The sequence below is a fragment of the Streptomyces pyxinicus genome (assembly GCF_024753135.1).
In the GTDB taxonomy this organism is placed as follows: domain Bacteria; phylum Actinomycetota; class Actinomycetes; order Streptomycetales; family Streptomycetaceae; genus Streptomyces; species Streptomyces pyxinicus.
The window spans coordinates 1-17,453 of sequence record NZ_JANUGP010000041.1 but is presented as its reverse complement, the minus strand read 5'-3'; the positions used below and the strand labels follow the sequence as shown (position 1 = coordinate 17,453).

Here is a 17,453-nt window from a genome sequence, read left to right as displayed (position 1 = left end):
CGAGGTACCAGGCCGCACGGGGTTCCGCGCGGCGCGTCTTACGGTGTTGCCTGCTCGGCAACTGTCGTCTGCTCCACGTATCGGCGCAACGCCTTTGTGTCGAGCGCTCCCGGGACGCGCAGTGCCCGCGGGAACGCCCGGCGGCGTACCGCCTGGTCGAGACAGACCAGGACGGGGTGCACATAGGCACCCCGGCCGGGCAGCGTACCGCGAGGATCGGGGGCGCACGCGCCCTCGCTCTCCACGATCCGCAGGAGGTCGTTCTTGGCCGCCCGCTTCCGGCACCCCAGACAGGTGCGTTCGGGGCATGCTCCGGCGTGCGTCCGGCCAGACACGTCTAAGTCTACCTCCCCGTAGCGACCCCACCCGTTCGGGGTAACGATCGAACGGCTGTTGTCGTAAACCAGTTGTCGTAAACCAACCGACCTGCGGCTCGGATCTATTCCCGCTACTGCTCGGTGACCTGCTCGGTGTCCGGCCGGATGTCGATCCGCCAGCCGGTCAGCCGGGCGGCGAGGCGGGCGTTCTGCCCCTCCTTGCCGATCGCCAGCGAGAGCTGGTAGTCCGGCACGGTCACCCGGGCGGAGCGGGCGGCGAGGTCGACGACCTCCACCTTGCTCACCCGAGCGGGTGACAGGGCGTTCGCCACCATCTCCGCCGGGTCGTCCGACCAGTCGACGATGTCGATCTTCTCGCCGTTCAGCTCGCCCATCACGTTGCGCACCCGGCCGCCCATGGGGCCGATGCAGGCGCCCTTGGCGTTCAGGCCCGAACGGGTGGACCGGACGGCGATCTTCGTGCGGTGACCGGCCTCACGGGCGATCGCCGCGATCTCCACGGAGCCGTCCGCGATCTCCGGCACCTCCAGGGCGAAGAGCTTCTTCACCAGGCTGGGGTGCGTGCGCGAGAGGGTCACGGAGGGGCCGCGGACGCCCTTGGCGACCCGGACGACGTAGCTGCGCAGGCGCATGCCGTGCTGGTAGGTCTCGCCGGGCACCTGCTCCTGCACCGGCAGGATGGCCTCCAGCTTGCCGATGTCGACCAGCACGTTCTTCGGGTCGCGGCCCTGCTGGACCACGCCGGTCACGATGTCGCCCTCCCGCCCGGCGTACTCGCCCAGGGTGGCGTCGTCCTCGGCGTCGCGCAGCCGCTGGAGGATCACCTGCTTGGCGGTGGTGGCGGCGATCCGGCCGAAGCCCGAGGGGGTGTCGTCGAACTCGCGCGCCTCCTGCCCCTCCTCCAGGTCCTCCGGGTCCTCCTTCGCCCACACGGTCACATGACCGGTCTCCCGGTTGAGCTCCACGCGCGCGTGCCGGCGGCTTCCCTCGGTGCGGTGGTAGGCGATGAGGAGGGCCGACTCGATCGCCTCGACCAGCAGGGGGAAGGAGATCTCCTTCTCCCTGACCAAGCCCCGCAGGGCGCTCATGTCGATGTCCACGGCTACGCCTCCTCTTCTTCCGTCATGTCCTGCTTGTCCGCCTTGTCCTTGCGGTTGAACTCGACCTGCACACGCGCCTTCTCGATCTCCGGGAAGGCGATCCGGCGGGTGGTGGGCTTGCGGCCCTTCACGCCGGGGACCTCCACGTCGAGGCCCTCGGTGTCCACCGCCAGGATGCGCGCGACCACTTCGCCGTCCTCGGCGAGCTGGAAGCGCACGAGCCGGTCGGCGGCGCGCACGAAGTGCCGGTGCTCGGTGAGGAGGCGCTCCGCGCCGGGGGTGCCGACCTCCAGGTCGTAGGCCGCGTCGCCCATCGCGTTCGTCTCGTCGAGCTTCGCCGAGAGCGCGCGGCTCACATCGGCGATCGCGTCCAGGTCCGCCCCGGAGTCCGAGTCGACGACCACGCGCAGCACCCGCTTGCGTCCGACCGAGTCCACGGCGATCTCTTCGAGATCCAGCCCCTGGTCGGTGACGAGCGGTTCCAGCAGCTCGCGCAGCCTCTCGCTCTGGGTGGTGCTCATCCGGGTGACTCCTCGGCCGCGTGTGCTGTTGTGGGATGGGTCGCGTGTCAGGTCAAAGGGTATCCGGTCGCGGGGTGTGTTGCCGTCCACCCGGGTGCGGGCGGTGCCGGTGGGTGGTGTGCGCGGGGTGCGCGGGTACGGTGATCACGGGCGGGCCGCCCGCCTCCCGTCTTCCCCTCCGGAGCTTCCCTCCGGGCTTCCCCTCCGTACGAGTTCCCCGAGGACGTCTGCCGTGCCGTACCCTCCTCCGTCGCGCGTCCCCGCGGGGCCGCGCAGAAGATCCGTACTCGTCTCGGCCGCCGGCGCCGCCCTGCTCACGGGCTGCTCGTCCGGCGCGGGCTCCGGCCCTGACAGTGCCTCGGCCGTGGCCGCGGCCCGGTCGCGCGCGGCCGGGGACAGCCGGGGGCTGCTGGACCACTACGACGCCGTGCTGGCGGCGCACCCCGGCCTCGCGGACCGGCTGCGCCCGCTGCGCGCGCAGGTCGCGGCCCACGTGAAGGCGTTCTCGGACGGTACGGCGACGCCGGCGCCCGTGTCCCCCTCCCCCGTCCCGGCCGTGGCGAAGGACGCCGTCGCCGGGCTGGCCGGGGCCGAGCGGGCGCTGGCCGACCGGCGGGCCAAGGACCTGGTGACGGCGCCGGCCGAGGTGGCCCGGACGCTGGCGTCGGTCGCGGCGGCCGGGGCGGCGCACGCGTACCTGCTGGCGGAGGGGGCGAAGTGAGCGGGCGGGCGAGCGAGGCGGAGCTGAGCGCGTTGCAGGGGGCACTGGCGGCGGAGCACGCGGCGGTGTACGGGTACGGCGTCGTCGGCGGCCTCATCGGCAGCAAGGGCCGCACCCAGGCGCGGGCGGCGTACGACGCGCACCGGGCCGGCCGGGACGCGCTGGTGCGCGAGGTGCGCGATATGGGCGGTGAGCCGGTCGCCGCGAGCGCCGCGTACGCGCTGCCGTTCCCGGTGGCGGACTCGGCGGCGGCCGGGCGGCTGGCGGCCCGGCTGGAGGAGCGGCTGGCCGGGGCGTACGCGGACCTGGTGCGGGCCACGACGGGCACGCGGCGGAGTTCGGCGGCCGGGGCGCTGCGGGCGGCCGCGGTGCGGGCGGCCCGCTGGAGCGGGGAGAGCGTAGCCTTCCCTGGGCTCTCCGAGCGGTCCACCGAGGAGGACACGGGCGCCGCGGGTACGACCCCGACGGCCTCGGCGTCCCGGTAGGGACCCGGCGGGCCGGCCGTACGTCCGGACGTCCGTACAGGAAGGGAACGACTCGCGCATGGCTTTCGAACCGCCTTCGCGCCTGGTGAGGGCGCTCGGTGAGACCGCGCCGGCCGGGGACGACTGGCTGGCACGGCTGCCCGAGGCGGCCGAACGGGCCGTCGCCCGGCGCGAGTTGACCGTCGAACGGGTGCAGGTGCCCGGGGGCCGCAGCAGTCTGGTGCTGCTGGTGCGGCGGGCCGACGGCACCCCGGCCGTGCTGAAGCTGGCCCCGTCGCGGGCCCGGCCCGGCGGCGAGCGGGCCGCGCTGGCCCACTGGGGCGGCCTGGGCGCCGTGCAGCTGCTTCCCGAGGAGGACGCCGAGGACGGGGTGCTGCTGCTGGAGCGGCTGCGTCCGGAGGTGTCGGTGCGGTCCCTGCCGGAGGCGAAGGCGCTGCTGGAGGCGGCGGGCACGCTGCGCAGGCTGTGGGTGGAGCCGCCGGCCGGCCATGCCTTCGAGACGGTGACCGAGCGCACCGGGCGGCAGGCGGTGGCGATGCGGGCCGGCGCCGGTCTGTTCCCGGAGACGGCACCACTGGTCGACGCCGCGCTCACGGCCCGCGAGGAACTGCTGACGGCACCGCCGGACCACCGGCTGCTGCACGGCACGTTCCGGCAGAGCAAGGTACTCGGCGGGGAGCGGGTGCCGTGGCTCGCGGTCGGGCCGGACCCGGTGGTCGGGGAGTCGGCGTTCGACCTGGCCCGGCTGGTCCGCGACCGGGTGGAGGACCTGATCGCCGTCCCGTCCGGGGCCGCGACCACCCGCCGCCGCATCAAGCGCCTCGCCGAGTCCCTGGAGGTCGACCAGGACCGCCTGCGCGGCTGGACCCTGTTCCGCGCGGTGGAATCGGGCGTACGGGCCCTCCGCGTGGACCGCCCGAAGGACGCCGAACTGTTGCTGGAGTACGCGGGCTGGCTCTAGGACCTGGCGGAAGCTTCCCGCGCGGGCGGGCGGGCGCGGGTGGGGCACGCGGGGGCGGCCCAGCCGGATGAGCGGCCCCCGCCGGGGCACCGGGGTCTTCGACGCCGACCGCGCCCGCGCGGCACCACCCCGTCAGCGGGTTCCGCCAGGCTCTCCCGGGCCGGGCCGGGCCGGGCCCGCGCACGCGACGCGGCCGGAGCAGCGGCGCCCGCCGGGCTCTTCGGGCCGGGCGAGGTGGCGGAGCCGGGTCCGGGTTCGAGCCGGGTCTCTCCCGCCGAGGCAGCGGGGGCGGCGGTAAATGCGGCGGCCGACGGACCCCGGGGCGAGCCGGGGGGGCCGTCGGCCGGGTGCGTGGCGGTTACGCCGTCAGGCGGGCGAGGGCGTCCTCGACCGAGAGTTCCTCGCGCTCGCCGGTCTTGCGGTCCTTCAGTTCGAGGATGCCCTCGGCCGAGCGGCGGCCGGCGACCAGGATCTGGGGGACTCCGATGAGTTCCGCGTCGGTGAACTTCACGCCCGGGGAGACACCGGCCCGGTCGTCCACCAGGACGCGGACGCCCGCGGCGGCCAGCTTCCCGGCGACGTCGAGGGCCAGCTCGGTCTGGAGGGCCTTGCCGGCGGCGACCACGTGCACGTCGGCCGGGGCGACCTCCTTGGACCACACCAGGCCCTTGTCGTCGGCGCTCTGCTCGGCGAGCGCGGCGACGGCGCGGGAGACACCGATGCCGTAGGAGCCCATGGTGACGCGGACCGGCTTGCCGTTCTGGCCGAGGACGTCGAGCTTGAGGGCGTCGGCGTACTTGCGGCCGAGCTGGAAGATGTGGCCGATCTCGATGGCGCGGTCCAGCTTCAGACCGGTGCCGCACTTGGGGCAGGGGTCGCCGTCCCGGACCACGACCACGTCCACGTACGCGTCGACCTCGAAGTCACGCCCGGCGACGACGTTCTTCGCGTGCGTGTGCGCCTTGTTGGCGCCGGTGATCCAGGCCGTGCCGGGGGCCACGCGGGGGTCGGCGAGGTACGTCACCTTCTCGCCCAGGCCCTGCGGCCCGACGTAGCCGCGCACCAGGTCGGGGCGGCCGGCGAAGTCGGCCTCGGTGACCAGCTCGACGGCGGCCGGCGCGAAGTGCGCCTCCACCTTGCCGAGGTCCACCTCGCGGTCGCCGGGCACGCCCACGGCGACGATCTCGCCGTCCACCTTGACCAGCAGGTTCTTCAGCGTGGCGGAGGCCGGGACGCCGAGCGAGGCGGCCAGGGTCTCGATGGTGGGGGTGTCCGGGGTGGGGATCTCCTCCAGCGCGGGCACGGCCGAGCCGTCGACCGGCTTCAGCTCGTACGCGACCGCCTCCGTGTTCGCCGCGAAGTCGCAGTTGGGGCAGTCGGCGAAGGTGTCCTCACCGGCCTCGGCCGGGGCGAGGAACTCCTCGGACTTGGAGCCGCCCATGGCTCCGGCGGTGGCCGCGCAGATGCGGTAGTCGAGGCCGAGCCGCTCGAAGACGCGCTGGTAGGCCGCGCGGTGCAGGGCGTAGGACTTCGCCAGGCCCTCGTCCTCCGTGTCGAAGGAGTACGAGTCCTTCATCAGGAACTCGCGCCCGCGCAGGATGCCGGCCCGGGGGCGGGCCTCGTCCCGGAACTTCGTCTGGATCTGGTACAGGATCACCGGCAGGTCCTTGTAGGACGTGCACTGGTCCTTGACCAGCAGGGTGAAGATCTCCTCGTGGGTGGGGCCGAGGAGGTAGTCGCCGCCCTTGCGGTCCTTGAGCCGGAACAGCTCCTGGCCGTACTCGTCCCAGCGGCCGGTCGCCTCGTAGGGCTCGCGGGGCAGCAGGGCGGGCAGCGAGACCTCCTGGGCGCCGATGGCGTCCATCTCCTCGCGGACGATCCGCTCCACGTTGGCGAGCACCTTCTTGCCCAGCGGCAGCCAGCTCCAGATGCCGGCCGCCGTGCGGCGGACGTAGCCCGCGCGGACGAGCAGCTTGTGGCTGAGGACCTCGGCGTCCGCCGGGTCGTCGCGCAGCGTCTTCGCCATCAACTGGGACATGCGCTGGACCGGTGCGTTGGCCATGGTTCTCGTACTCCTGCCGGTAAGGGTGATGGCATAGGAGGTTAGCCGGGGCCGCCGCGCGGGCGGAAATCGGTTATCGCCTGCGCAGCGGCAGCGGCGCGCCCATCACGGCGTACGGGCGGGGCGCGCTCGGGAAGTGCACCTGGCGGGCCAGGTCGATGTAGCCGAGGGAGTGGTAGAGGCCGCGCGCGGGGCTGTCCGTGTCGATCGCCGAGAGGATCGAGCGCGGCTCGGTCGCCGAGTCGGTGATCGCCGTGATCAGGCGCCGCCCGATGCCCTTGTTCTGGTGGTCGGGGTGGACGTGCAGCTCGGTGATGACGAAGGCGTCGTCCAGCCAGGCGTCGTGGCCCGCCGCGCGCACGTACGGCTCCACGACGGTGCACCACCAGTGGGTACGGCTGTTGGGCATGCCGTACACGAACCCGGCGAGGCGGCCGTCCGAGGTGGTCGCCCCCAGGGCACGGGCGCCCGAGAACTGCATGTGGCGCTGGACGATCTGCCGGCGCACCGCCACTTCCTCCGGACCCAGTCCGAAGGCGACGGCCTGCACCGCCAAGGCCTCGTCGACGTGTGCTGCGAGGTCCAGGGAACCGATCACGAGGTCCATGCCGGGAGCGTACAGGGGTGTCAGAAGAGCACACTCATGAAGGCGCCGACCTCCTGGAAGCCCACGCGCCGGTACGTCCTGCGGGCAGCGGTGTTGAAGTCGTTCACGTACAGGCTCACCACGGGCGCGACATCGGCGAGGGCGTAGCGCAGCACGGCGGCCATTCCCGGGGCGGCGATCCCCCGGCCCCGGTACTCCGGGGCCACCCACACGCCCTGGATCTGGCAGGCCTGGGACGTGGCCGCGCCGATCTCCGCCTTGAAGACGACCTTGCCGTCCTCGTCCACGCGGGCGAAGGAACGGCCGGAACCGACCAGTTCGGCCACCCGCGCCTGGTACAGCAGGCCGCCGTCGCCTGCCAGCGGGGAGACCCCGACCTCCTCGGTGAACATCGCCACGCACGCCGGCATGATCGTCTCCATCTCGTCCTTGCGGACGCGACGGACGTACGGGTCCGGAGCGATGTCCTCCGGCATCCGGTCGGTGACCATGAGCGGCTGGTGCGCCCGGACCTCGCGGGCCGGACCCCAGTGTGGTTCCAACAGCTTCCACAGCAGGCCGGTGGCCTCCGCCGGGCCCACGATGGACGAGCAGCGGCGGCCGGCCCTGCGGGCGCGGTCGGCGAACCCGCGTACGGCCTTGGGGGTGGCGCAGATCGGGACCAGGTTCGCGCCCGCGTAGCACAGGGACGTGAGTATGCCGTCCTCGTACCAGCCCCACATCTCCCCGCCCAGCCGCCAGGGGTCGAGCCCGGCGATCCGGACACGGGCGGTCACGAAGGCGTTCGTCACCGGCTCGCGGTCCAGGACCGCGAGCGCGGCGTCGAGGTCGCTCGGATCGAGCACCCGTGAGGTGGTCTGAGTCAACAAGTGCGGGGGCCTCACCCTGGGGTTTGCGCTGGTCTTGGCACTATAGCCGCGCGGGCCGCCGTACTCCCCTCAAGCCTGCACAAGCCCCAGGAACGCGTACCACGCCGTGGTCGGCACGGAGAGGGTGGGGGCGGTGGTGGGGTGCTGCTTGGAGTCTCGGATGTGGATGGTGGTGGGGCAGGTGGCGATCTCGACGCACTCGCCGCCGCTGCCAGTGCTGTAGCTCGACTTGTGCCAGGTGAGGGCGACTTCGAGGCACTCGCCGCCTTGGCCGGTGCTGTAGCTGCTCTTGAACCATGCCAGCGGGGACAGCTCGTCGGTCTTCATGTCGCTCCCAGCAACTTCTCTACAAGGGCCAGTGAATCGTGCGGTGTCAGGGCCTGAGCGCGCAGGATTCCGTACTGCTCTTCCAGTTCCCTGACCATCTCACGGTCGGTGTGGAGACGGCTGTGCTTGTGCGCCTCCACATAGGCGATCCTGCGCCCTCCCTTCGTCTCGATCAAGGTGAACGGGCCGTCAAGGCAAGCGTGCACCTGGCGAGCCGTCGGCATCACCTGGATTTCGACGTTCCGGCGGTGTCCATGAAGTAGGATTTGCTCCAACTGCCCACGCATCACGGCCTGTCCACCCAACGGCCGGTGCAGCAGGTGCTCCTCGATCACGAAGCTGATGGTCGGGAAGAGGGCTTGAGCGAAGATGTCCTGTCGGGCCAGGCGGGCCGCGACACTCTTATGGACGGTCTCCTCGTCAAGCAGTGGCCGCCACATCCTGAAGACAGCAAACGCGTAGTCCTCTGTCTGGAGGAGTCCCGGAATGGCCTTCGTGGCGAAGACGTGCAGCCCCAGCGCCTTCTTCTCCAGCGCCGCCGCATCCCGGAAGAACGCAGGATACTGTGCCTTCTCCATGTCATCGATGAAGTCGATCAACACCCCACCGGCGTCCAGCGCGCCATCCGCCTCCCGGATGAACTTCGCGTTGGGGATGCGCCTGCCCACCTCGTACGACGTGATGGTGGCGGCCGAGTAGCCCGTACGGCGGCCCAACTCGGCCCGATCCATGCCCGCTTGGATGCGCAGCCGCTTCAACACCCGCCTGAAGACGAGCGGAATGCCCGAGTCCGGCGCTTCCTTCTCTTCCCGCACTTTCTCGCTCATGTACACCCCCAATGCCCTTGCGCCACCCTTGGTCACGGCGCGCTCGTGTACAGCGGCACCCCAGCCTTGTACAACGCTCGGTGGTCCTGGTGCGGCCGCTGGTCAACGCTACTGAGCGTGCGGGACCGTAACGGCGTGAAATCAGAAATCTCCACCCACGAATTCGCGATGCGCTTCACCTCCACGCCGCGCGGCGCCCGGCTGGCCCGGCGGCTGGTCTCGTTGCGGCTGGACGAGTGGGGGCATCCGTACGACGGGCGGGTCAACGAGGCCGCCACGCTGATCGCCGCCGAGTTCGCCGCCAACGCCGTACGGCACGGGCGGGTACCCGGGCGGGACTTCCATCTGCGGCTCACCGGGGGCGATGGCGTCGTCCGACTGGAGGTGTCGGACACCCTGACCGAGCGGCTGCCGGAGCGGCGGGCACCGAGCGGGGAGTCGGGCCGGGGGCTGATCCTGGTGGAGGCGCTCGCGGACAAGTGGGGGGTGGAGCCGAGGCAGCCCGGCAAGACCGTCTGGGCGGAGGTACGGCCGAGTCCCGCCACCGAGGGGTGACGGGACTCGGCGATGCCGTACGGGTCAGCCCGCGACGGAGACCGACGGCTCGCCGGACTCCACGCCCTCGTCCTGCATCTGCTCGGCCAGCTTCATGGCCTCTTCGATGAGGGTCTCGACGATCTTGGACTCGGGGACGGTCTTGATGACCTCGCCCTTGACGAAGATCTGCCCCTTGCCGTTGCCGGAGGCGACGCCGAGGTCGGCCTCGCGGGCCTCGCCGGGGCCGTTGACGACGCAGCCCATGACGGCGACGCGGAGCGGGACGTCCATGCCGGTCAGACCGGCGGTGACCTCTTCGGCGAGCTTGTAGACGTCGACCTGGGCGCGGCCGCAGGACGGGCAGGAGACGATCTCCAGGCCGCGCTGGCGCAGGTTCAGCGACTCCAGGATCTGGATGCCGACCTTGACCTCCTCGGCGGGCGGGGCCGACAGGGAGACGCGGATGGTGTCGCCGATGCCCTGGGAGAGCAGGGCGCCGAAGGCGACGGCGGACTTGATGGTGCCCTGGAAGGCGGGGCCCGCCTCGGTGACGCCGAGGTGCAGCGGGTAGTCGCACTGGGCGGCGAGCTGGCGGTAGGCCTCGATCATGATGACCGGGTCGTTGTGCTTGACGGAGATCTTGATGTCGCGGAAGTCGTGCTCCTCGAAGAGGGACGCCTCCCACAGCGCCGACTCGGCCAGCGCCTCCGGGGTGGCCTTGCCGTACTTCTGGAGCAGGCGGCGGTCCAGCGAGCCCGCGTTGACCCCGATGCGGATCGGCGTGCCGTGGTCCTTGGCGGCGCGCGCGATCTCCTTGACCTTGTCGTCGAACTGCTTGATGTTGCCCGGGTTCACGCGGACGGCGGCACAGCCGGCCTCGATGGCCGCGAAGACGTACTTCGGCTGGAAGTGGATGTCGGCGATGACCGGGATCTGGGACTTGCGGGCGATGGTGGCGAGGGCGTCCGCGTCGTCCTGGGTGGGGCAGGCCACCCGGACGATCTGGCAGCCGGACGCGGTCAGCTCCGCGATCTGCTGGAGGGTGGCGCCGATGTCGGACGTACGGGTCGTGGTCATCGACTGGACCGAGACGGGCGCGTCTCCGCCGACGGCCACGCTTCCGACCTGGATCTGCCGGCTCTTGCGGCGTTCGGCGAGCTTGGTCGGAACGGACGGCATGCCGAGAGAAATCGCAGTCATCTGCTGTGCAACCCCAAGTCGTGGATCAAGGCCGGATCCCGTCAACATCGGGCTCCAGGGTCCGAGATTACGGCACCCGACCCGGCCCCAGCACATCACACCCGGTAAACACACCCGTTCGTAGGCGGCCCGTGACACGGGGTCCCGGGCCGCCCTGAACGCCGGATGGCTAGGAGATTTTGACCGGGTTGACGACGTCCGCGATCAGTACCAGGACGGTGAAGCAGACGAAGATCCCGGCCACCACGTAGGCCACCGGCATCAGCTTCGCCACGTCGAACGGACCGGGGTCCGGACGGCGCAGCACCCGGGCCAGGTTCCGCCGCAGCGCCTCCCACAGCGCGCCCGCGATGTGGCCGCCGTCGAGCGGGAGCAGCGGGAGCATGTTGAACAGGAACAGCGAGAGGTTGAAGCCGGCGAGCAGCATCACGAACATCGCCACCTGCTGGGAGGCGGGGATGTCGAGAGTGGCGATGTCGCCGGTGATGCGGGCCGCGCCGACGATGCCCATCGGGGAGTCCGGCTCGCGCGGGCCGTCGCCGAAGGCGGCGTCCCACAGGGCCGGGATCTTGCCGGGCAGGGCGGCGAGGGAGTCGACGGCGTCACCGACCCGGTCGGTCATCCAGGTCACCGAGTCGCCGAAGCCCAGTTTGACCACGCCGGTGGCGGAGCTGAAGCCGAGGAAGCCGGCCTTGACGTACTCCCCCTGGACGTAGGTGCCGCTGGAGTCCTTCTTGGCGACCAGGTTGGTGGCGATCTTCGCGTGCAGGGTGAGCTGCCTGCCGTCGCGCTCGACGACGATCGGCACGCTCTTGCCCGCGCTGTCCCGGATCAGGTCGGAGAGGGCGTTCCAGTCCTTGGTGGGCTTTCCGGCGAAGGAGACGATCTTGTCCCGCTTCTGGATGCCGGCGGCCTGGGCCGGGGAGGCCGGGTCGGACTTCTCGCAGGTGTCGCGGTTCTCGCTCTGGCTGATGACGCAGGGCGAGACGGAGGCGACGGTGGTGGTCTGCTGCTGGGTGCCGAAGCCCATGAGCACGGTGAGGAACAGGGCGATCGCGAGGACCAGGTTCATGAACGGGCCCGCGAACATGACGATGACGCGCTTCCACGGCTTGCGCGTGTAGAACATGCGCGTCTCGTCGCCGGGCTGGAGTTCCTCGAAGGCCGCCGAGCGGGCGTCCTCGATCATGCCGCGCCACGGGGAGGTGGAGCGGGCGGAGACCCGGCCCTCGGTGTCGGGCGGGAACATGCCGATCATGCGGATGTAGCCGCCGAGCGGGATGGCCTTGATGCCGTACTCGGTGTCACCCTTCTTGCGCGACCAGACGGTCGGGCCGAAGCCGACCATGTACTGCGGGACGCGGATGCCGAAGAGCTTGGCCGTGGACAGGTGCCCCAGCTCGTGCCAGGCGATCGAGACGAGCAGGCCGACGGCGAAGACCACTATGCCGAGGATGAACATCAGGGTCGTCATGCACGCGCCTCCGCGGTCGCCGTCGTGGCTGTGAGTTCGCGGGCCCGGGCTCTGGCCCAGGTCTCCGCTTCGAGGACGTCCGACACCGTGAGAGAAGTTCCCGAGACCGGGGTGCCGTGTTCCTCGACCACCCGGGTGACGGTCTCCATGATCCCGTTGAAGGGCAGTGCGCCGCCCAGGAAGGCCTCGACGCACTCCTCGTTGGCCGCATTGAACACCGCCGGGGCCGTCCCCGCGAGCCGCCCCACGTGCCGGGCGAGGTCCACCGAGGGGAAGGCCTCGGTGTCCAGCGGGAAGAACTCCCAGGTGGAGGCCTTGCTCCAGTCGAACGCGGGCGCCGCGTCCGGAACCCGTTCGGGCCAGCCCAGACCGATGGCGATGGGCCCGCGCATGTCGGGGGGCGTCGCCTGGGCGATCGTGGAACCGTCGGTGAACTCGACCATCGAGTGGACATACGACTGCGGGTGCACGACCACCTCAATGCGGTCGAAGGAGATGTCGTAGAGCAGGTGCGCCTCGATGACCTCCAGTCCCTTGTTGACCAGGGTGGCGGAGTTGACCGTGATCACCGGGCCCATCGCCCAGGTGGGGTGGGCGAGGGCGTCCCGCACGGTGACGTCCGCCAGGTCGGCCTTGGTCCGGCCGCGGAAGGGGCCGCCGGACGCGGTGACGACCAGCTTGCGCACGTCGGCGCGGGTGCCGGCGGCCAGCGCCTGGAAGAGGGCCGCGTGCTCGGAGTCGACCGGGATGATCTGGCCGGGCTTGGCGAGCGCCTTGACCAGCGGACCGCCGACGATCAGTGACTCCTTGTTGGCCAGCGCGAGGGTGCGGCCGGCCTCCAGGGCGGCGAGGGTGGGCGCGAGGCCGATGGACCCGGTGATGCCGTTGAGCACGGTGTGACAGGCGGAGGCGGCGAGCCGGGTGGCGGCGTCCGGTCCGGCGAGGACCTCGGGCAGCGGTTCCCCGGTGCCGTACTCGGCGGCGAGCGCCTCGCGCAGCGCGGGTACGGCGTCCTCGCGGGCGACCGCCACGGTCCGCACCCGCAGCCGGCGCGCCTGCTCGGCGAGGAGGGCCACCCGGCCGCCGTTCGCGGACAGGGCGGTGACCCGGAAGCGGTCGGGGTTGCGCAGCACGAGGTCGATGGCCTGGGTGCCGATGGATCCGGTGGAGCCGAGGATCACCACGTCCTTGGGGCCGTCCCCGGCGAGGGGGTCGTGGACGAGGTGCGGATCGGCGAGGGGCGCCGGACGGGCGGGACTGTCGGTCATCCCCCCATTGTTGCCGCAAGCGACCGCGCCGAGGACAGCGCGTCCCCCACGCGGGTGGGTGCGCGGGGGGACGCTCTGTGTTGTTTGTCCAGCTATGGGGTGATGTGCGAGTGGGGTGTCAGGCGCCGGTGGGGTGTCGGTCGCCGGCGGGGTGTCAGACGCCGAAGGGGCGGCGGGCGCCGGACGGGTGTCAGACGCCGAAGGGGCGGCGGGCGCCGGACGGGTGTCAGACGCCGAAGGGGCGGCGGGCGCCGGACGGGTATCAGGTGCCGAAGGGGCGGCGGGCGTTCTCGTGGGTGGACGGGCCGGGGGTGGCGTCGGCGATCCAGGCGCCCTCGCCGGAGGGGTCGAGGATGCCCTCCTCCAGCCAGGTGTAGACCCCGCCGAGGACACCCTTGACCACCTTGTGGTCCACGTCGTCGGTGTTGGTCCACAGGCGGCCGAAGAGTTCCTCGACGCGGATGCGGGACTGCCGGCAGAAGGCGTCGGCGAGCTGGTAGGCCTCGCGCCCGTGACCGCCCTCGCCGCGCAGCCGCTCGGCGCGCACGCAGGCCGCGCTCATCGCGAACAGCTCGGCGCCGATGTCCACGATCCGGCCGAGGAAGCCCTGCTTGGTCTCCATCCGGCCCTGCCAGCGGGACATGGCGTAGAAGGTGGAGCGGGCCAGTTTGCGGGCGGTGCGCTCGACGTACCGGAGGTGGCCCGAGAGGTCGACGTCCTGCTTGAACTCGCCGTACGACGTCGGCAGTTGCCCCGGGCCCGCGACCAGCTTCGGCAGCCACCTGGCGTAGAAGACACCGGCGCCCGCGCCCGCCTTCGCCTTGTCGGCGAGGGACTTGTCGGGGTCGATGAGGTCGCCGGCGACCGAGAGGTGGGCGTCGACCGCCTCACGGGCGATCAGCAGGTGCATGATCTCCGTCGAGCCCTCGAAGATGCGGTTGATGCGCAGGTCGCGCAGGATCTGCTCGGCCGGGACACCGCGCTCGCCGCGCGCCCGCAGCGACTCGGCGGTCTCGTAGCCCCGGCCGCCGCGGATCTGGACCAGTTCGTCGGCCATCAGCCAGGCCATCTCGGAGCCGTAGAGCTTGGCGAGGGCGGCCTCGATGCGGATGTCGTTGCGGTCCTCGTCGGCCATCTGGGAGGACAGGTCGAGCACGGCCTCCAGGGCGAAGGTGGTGGCCGCGATGAAGCTGATCTTGGAGCCGACGGCCTCGTGCAGCGCGACCGGCTTGCCCCACTGCTCACGCTCGGCCGCCCATTCCCGGGCGATCTTCAGACACCACTTGCCCGCTCCCGCGCACATCGCGGGCAGGGACAGCCGGCCGGTGTTGAGGGTGGTGAGCGCGATCTTCAGGCCGGCACCCTCGGGGCCGATGCGGTTCGCGGCCGGCACCCGCACCCGGTGGAAGCGGGTGACGCCGTTCTCGATGCCGCGCAGCCCCATGAAGGCGTTGCGGTGCTCGACGGTGACGCCCTCCGAGTCCGCCTCCACCACGAACGCGGTGATGCCGCCCTTGTGCCCCTCGGCCTCGGGCACCCGCGCCATGACGACCAGCAGGTCGGCGACGACGCCGTTGGTGGTCCACAGCTTCACCCCGTCCAGCACGTAGTCGTCGCCCTCGGGTACGGCGGTGGTGGCCAGGCGCGCCGGGTCGGAGCCGACGTCCGGCTCGGTGAGCAGGAAGGCGGAGATGTCGGTGCGGGCGCAGCGCGGCAGGAAGGCGTCCTTCTGCTCCTGGGTCCCGAACATCTTCAGCGGCTGCGGTACGCCGATCGACTGGTGGGCGGAGAGCAGCGCGCCGACAGCCGGGCTGACGGAGCCGACCAGGGCGAGGGCCTTGTTGTAGTACAGCTGGGTGAGGCCGAGGCCGCCGTACTTGGGGTCGATCTTCATGCCGAGGGCGCCGAGTTCCTTGAGCCCGGCCACCACCTCGTCGGGGATGCGGGCCTCGCGTTCGATGCGGGCGGAGTCGACGCTCGTCTCGCAGAACGCGCGCAGCCGGTCCAGGAACTCCTCGCCGCGCCGGACGGACTCCGGGTCGGGCAGCGGGTGCGGGTGGATGAGGTCGAGCCGGAAGCGGCCGAGGAACAGCTCCTTGGCGAAGCTCGGCTTGTGCCAGTCCTGCTGCCGGGCGGCCTCCGCCACCTGACGTGCCTCGCGCTCGGTGACGTTGGTGCGTGGGGTGGTGGCGGTCATGGAGGCTCACCTCGCCGCTGAGGGATGAATGCGGACCGTTCGTTGCCGACCAGTGCTACGGGATCACTCGTACCCGAATCGGGGCGATCACACCACCCCTCGCGCGGCCGATCGGCCGAATGCCCGCCGGGCCCAACCGTGCCCGCGCCAGGCGGTGTTCAGGCGCCGCGGTCGAGGACCTGGGCCAGCGCGAGCCGCGAGGAGACGCCCAGTTTGCGGTAGACGCGGGCCAGGTGGGTGTCGACCGTGCGCGGGCTGAGGAAGAGCCGCTCGGCGATCTGCCGGGAGCGCAGCCCGGTGGCGGCGAGTCCGGCGATCTCGCGTTCCCGGTCGCTGAGCAGCCGTAGCGCGTCCGGGACCTCGGTGCGCTCGGACAGTTCGGCACGTACCCGGCGGGCCTGTTCCCGGACCAGGGCCGCGCCGGACGGGCGTGCCAGGGCCTCGGCGCTCTCCAGCAGGGCGAGGGCGGCGGCCGGGCCGTGCACCGCGCGGGCCGAGGGGGCGGCGGCGATCAGGGTCCACGCCTGCTGGAGCGGCAGTCCGGCGCCTCGGAATCCCTCGGCGGCCTCTTCGTAGAGTGCGAGTGCGGTGCCGGGTGCGCCGAGTGCCAGGTGGAGCTGGGCTCGGGCGCGGCGGACACAGGCCCGCTGCAAGGCCAGGCCCAGGTGTTCGGCCGCCGTTTCCGCCTCGCCGAGGAGGCTGCGGGCGGTGTCCGTGTCGCCGCGCGCCGCGAGGGTGGCCGTGGCCATGAGGGCGAGCAGCGACGGCCGGAAGGTGGGCTGCACCTGGGGCAGCCGCTCGCCGCCGCCGCCGTCGAGCAGGGTCCGCAGGCAGCCGGCGGCGTCCCCGCCGAGGAGCTGGGCGTGCGCGAGGAGGCTGATCGCGGAGGTGGCCCACCAGCCCCGGCCCAGTGCGACGGTGTCGACCGCGCGCGCGGCGAGGGCGACGGCGCGGTCCGCGTGCTGCCGGCCCCGGGCCCAGACCAGGGTGGTGGCGCGCATGGCGGTGGCGAGGGTCACCACGTCGGGCGCGCCGACCAGCCGGGCCAGCTGCTCCGCCTCCCGGGCGGCGCGCTGCGACTCGTCCAGCCGGCCGGCCCACTGGTCGATCATGGTGAGTCCGAGCAACTGGTGGGCGCGGATGTGTTTCTGGGCGCCCCCGGTGGCGGCGCGCAGTCCCCGGCCGAGGTGGCGGCGGGCGGCGGTGAAGCGCTCCAGGTACAGCTCGGCGCAGCCCAGCAGGGCGAGGGTGTCCGGGGTGTGCCCGGCGACCTGGTCCGGCAGGGCGTCGACCAGCCGGGCGCACCGGGTCACCTCGGGGGCGGCTCCGGACACGTTCCCGGAGAAGACGTCGCAGAAGGCGATCAGGACGCGCAGCGCCGTCGACACCGGGGCGGCGGCCTCGCTGCGGGCCCGCGCGGCCTCCCGGAGCAGGGGCAGCACCTGGTCGTGGGTACCGCGCAGCACGTGCACCAGGCCGTACTCGAAGACCAGGTCGGTGGCGGCGGCGGACAGCACCGACGGCAGCGGCCGGGGCAGCAACTCCCGCCCGGCGCGGGCGATGGCCTCGGCTTCCTCGTAGCGGCAGAGGAGCCGTTCGGCAGCGGCGCATACGGCGTAGGCCTGGAGGTGGTGTTCGGGGGTGTCGGGTGGGGTGGGGTGTCGATCGGGGGCGGCGGCCGGGCCGGCGTACGGCTGGGGGTGACGGTCGGGGACGTTGTCCGGGTCCGCGTATGCCCGGGGGTGACGGTCGGGGACGTTGTCCGGGTCCGCGTAGGCCTGGGGGTGACGGTCGGGGGCATCACCCGGGCCCGCGTAGGCCTGGGGGTGCCGATCCGGGGCGTCATCCGGGCCGCCGGACCCCCGGAGGGGCCCATCCAGGGCGTCGACCGGCCCAGCGTACGGCTGCGGGTGACGGTCGGAGGCGTCGGCCGGGCCGCCGGACCCCCGGAGGGGCCCA

Annotated in this window: 17 protein-coding genes; 4 read left to right on the top strand and 13 right to left on the bottom strand. The window is 72.2% G+C overall.

What is annotated here, in order from left to right; translation table 11 throughout:
- Positions 1-38: 38 nt before the first annotated feature.
- The 3 genes from NX794_RS32835 to rimP form a co-directional block, all read right to left on the bottom strand.
- On the bottom strand, positions 39-335 hold the full coding sequence (locus NX794_RS32835; protein WP_258783320.1) for a YlxR family protein: 297 nt from the start codon (positions 333-335) through the stop codon (positions 39-41).
- Between the two features lie 113 nt (positions 336-448).
- Complete coding sequence (gene nusA, locus NX794_RS32830) at positions 449-1,438, bottom strand: transcription termination factor NusA (protein WP_258783319.1); 990 nt, start codon at positions 1,436-1,438, stop codon at positions 449-451.
- Positions 1,439-1,440: 2 nt separating this feature from the next.
- The gene (rimP, locus tag NX794_RS32825) at positions 1,441-1,959 is read right to left on the bottom strand and encodes a ribosome maturation factor RimP (RefSeq protein WP_258783318.1); all 519 of its coding nucleotides are present in this window, start codon (positions 1,957-1,959) and stop codon (positions 1,441-1,443) included.
- Between the two features lie 232 nt (positions 1,960-2,191).
- Here rimP and NX794_RS32820 point away from each other — a divergent pair, with 232 nt between their 5' ends.
- Genes NX794_RS32820 through NX794_RS32810 form a run of 3 tightly spaced genes read left to right on the top strand, consistent with a single transcriptional unit; the run spans position 2,192 to position 4,126 of the window.
- Entirely contained in the window at positions 2,192-2,680 is a 489-nt protein-coding gene (locus NX794_RS32820) for a hypothetical protein (RefSeq protein ID WP_258783317.1), read from the top strand.
- Positions 2,677-3,165 carry a ferritin-like domain-containing protein gene (locus NX794_RS32815; protein ID WP_258783316.1) on the top strand — a complete coding sequence of 163 codons (489 nt, stop codon included), beginning with the start codon at positions 2,677-2,679 and terminating at the stop codon, positions 3,163-3,165. Before NX794_RS32820 ends, NX794_RS32815 begins: the two co-directional genes overlap by 4 nt.
- A gap of 58 nt (positions 3,166-3,223) precedes the next feature.
- Positions 3,224-4,126 carry an aminoglycoside phosphotransferase family protein gene (locus NX794_RS32810; RefSeq protein ID WP_258783315.1) on the top strand — a complete coding sequence of 301 codons (903 nt, stop codon included), beginning with the start codon at positions 3,224-3,226 and terminating at the stop codon, positions 4,124-4,126.
- 358 nt (positions 4,127-4,484) lie between these two features.
- Here the strand turns inward: NX794_RS32810 and NX794_RS32805 are convergent, their stop codons facing one another.
- From NX794_RS32805 to NX794_RS32785, 5 genes are all read right to left on the bottom strand, one after another.
- Positions 4,485-6,188: a proline--tRNA ligase gene (locus NX794_RS32805; RefSeq protein ID WP_258783314.1), complete on the bottom strand. Its 1,704-nt coding sequence runs from the start codon at positions 6,186-6,188 to the stop codon at positions 4,485-4,487.
- 73 nt (positions 6,189-6,261) lie between these two features.
- Entirely contained in the window at positions 6,262-6,795 is a 534-nt protein-coding gene (locus NX794_RS32800; protein WP_258783313.1) for a GNAT family N-acetyltransferase, read from the bottom strand.
- 20 nt (positions 6,796-6,815) lie between these two features.
- On the bottom strand, positions 6,816-7,664 hold the full coding sequence (locus tag NX794_RS32795; RefSeq protein WP_258783312.1) for a GNAT family N-acetyltransferase: 849 nt from the start codon (positions 7,662-7,664) through the stop codon (positions 6,816-6,818).
- A gap of 69 nt (positions 7,665-7,733) precedes the next feature.
- Positions 7,734-7,991 carry a DUF397 domain-containing protein gene (locus NX794_RS32790; protein ID WP_258783311.1) on the bottom strand — a complete coding sequence of 86 codons (258 nt, stop codon included), beginning with the start codon at positions 7,989-7,991 and terminating at the stop codon, positions 7,734-7,736.
- Positions 7,988-8,818, bottom strand: a complete 831-nt coding sequence (locus NX794_RS32785; protein WP_258783310.1) for a helix-turn-helix domain-containing protein — start codon at positions 8,816-8,818, stop codon at positions 7,988-7,990. Before NX794_RS32785 ends, NX794_RS32790 begins: the two co-directional genes overlap by 4 nt.
- 117 nt (positions 8,819-8,935) lie before the next feature.
- Between NX794_RS32785 and NX794_RS32780 the strand changes: the two genes are divergently transcribed.
- On the top strand, positions 8,936-9,373 hold the full coding sequence (locus NX794_RS32780; protein ID WP_309506055.1) for an ATP-binding protein: 438 nt from the start codon (positions 8,936-8,938) through the stop codon (positions 9,371-9,373).
- Between the two features lie 24 nt (positions 9,374-9,397).
- On the opposite strand, the gene ispG is transcribed toward NX794_RS32780, so the two are convergent.
- From ispG to NX794_RS32755, 5 genes are all read right to left on the bottom strand, one after another.
- Positions 9,398-10,555 carry a flavodoxin-dependent (E)-4-hydroxy-3-methylbut-2-enyl-diphosphate synthase gene (ispG, locus tag NX794_RS32775; protein WP_258783309.1) on the bottom strand — a complete coding sequence of 386 codons (1,158 nt, stop codon included), beginning with the start codon at positions 10,553-10,555 and terminating at the stop codon, positions 9,398-9,400.
- A 169-nt stretch (positions 10,556-10,724) separates the two neighbouring features.
- Entirely contained in the window at positions 10,725-12,017 is a 1,293-nt protein-coding gene (locus NX794_RS32770) for a M50 family metallopeptidase (protein ID WP_258783345.1), read from the bottom strand.
- Positions 12,018-12,025: 8 nt separating this feature from the next.
- Positions 12,026-13,297 carry a 1-deoxy-D-xylulose-5-phosphate reductoisomerase gene (gene dxr, locus NX794_RS32765; protein WP_258783308.1) on the bottom strand — a complete coding sequence of 424 codons (1,272 nt, stop codon included), beginning with the start codon at positions 13,295-13,297 and terminating at the stop codon, positions 12,026-12,028.
- A 262-nt stretch (positions 13,298-13,559) separates the two neighbouring features.
- Positions 13,560-15,494 carry an acyl-CoA dehydrogenase family protein gene (locus NX794_RS32760; protein WP_258783307.1) on the bottom strand — a complete coding sequence of 645 codons (1,935 nt, stop codon included), beginning with the start codon at positions 15,492-15,494 and terminating at the stop codon, positions 13,560-13,562.
- Between the two features lie 158 nt (positions 15,495-15,652).
- The coding region (locus NX794_RS32755; protein WP_258783306.1) for a LuxR C-terminal-related transcriptional regulator at positions 15,653-17,453 on the bottom strand (1,801 nt) is incomplete at its 5' end.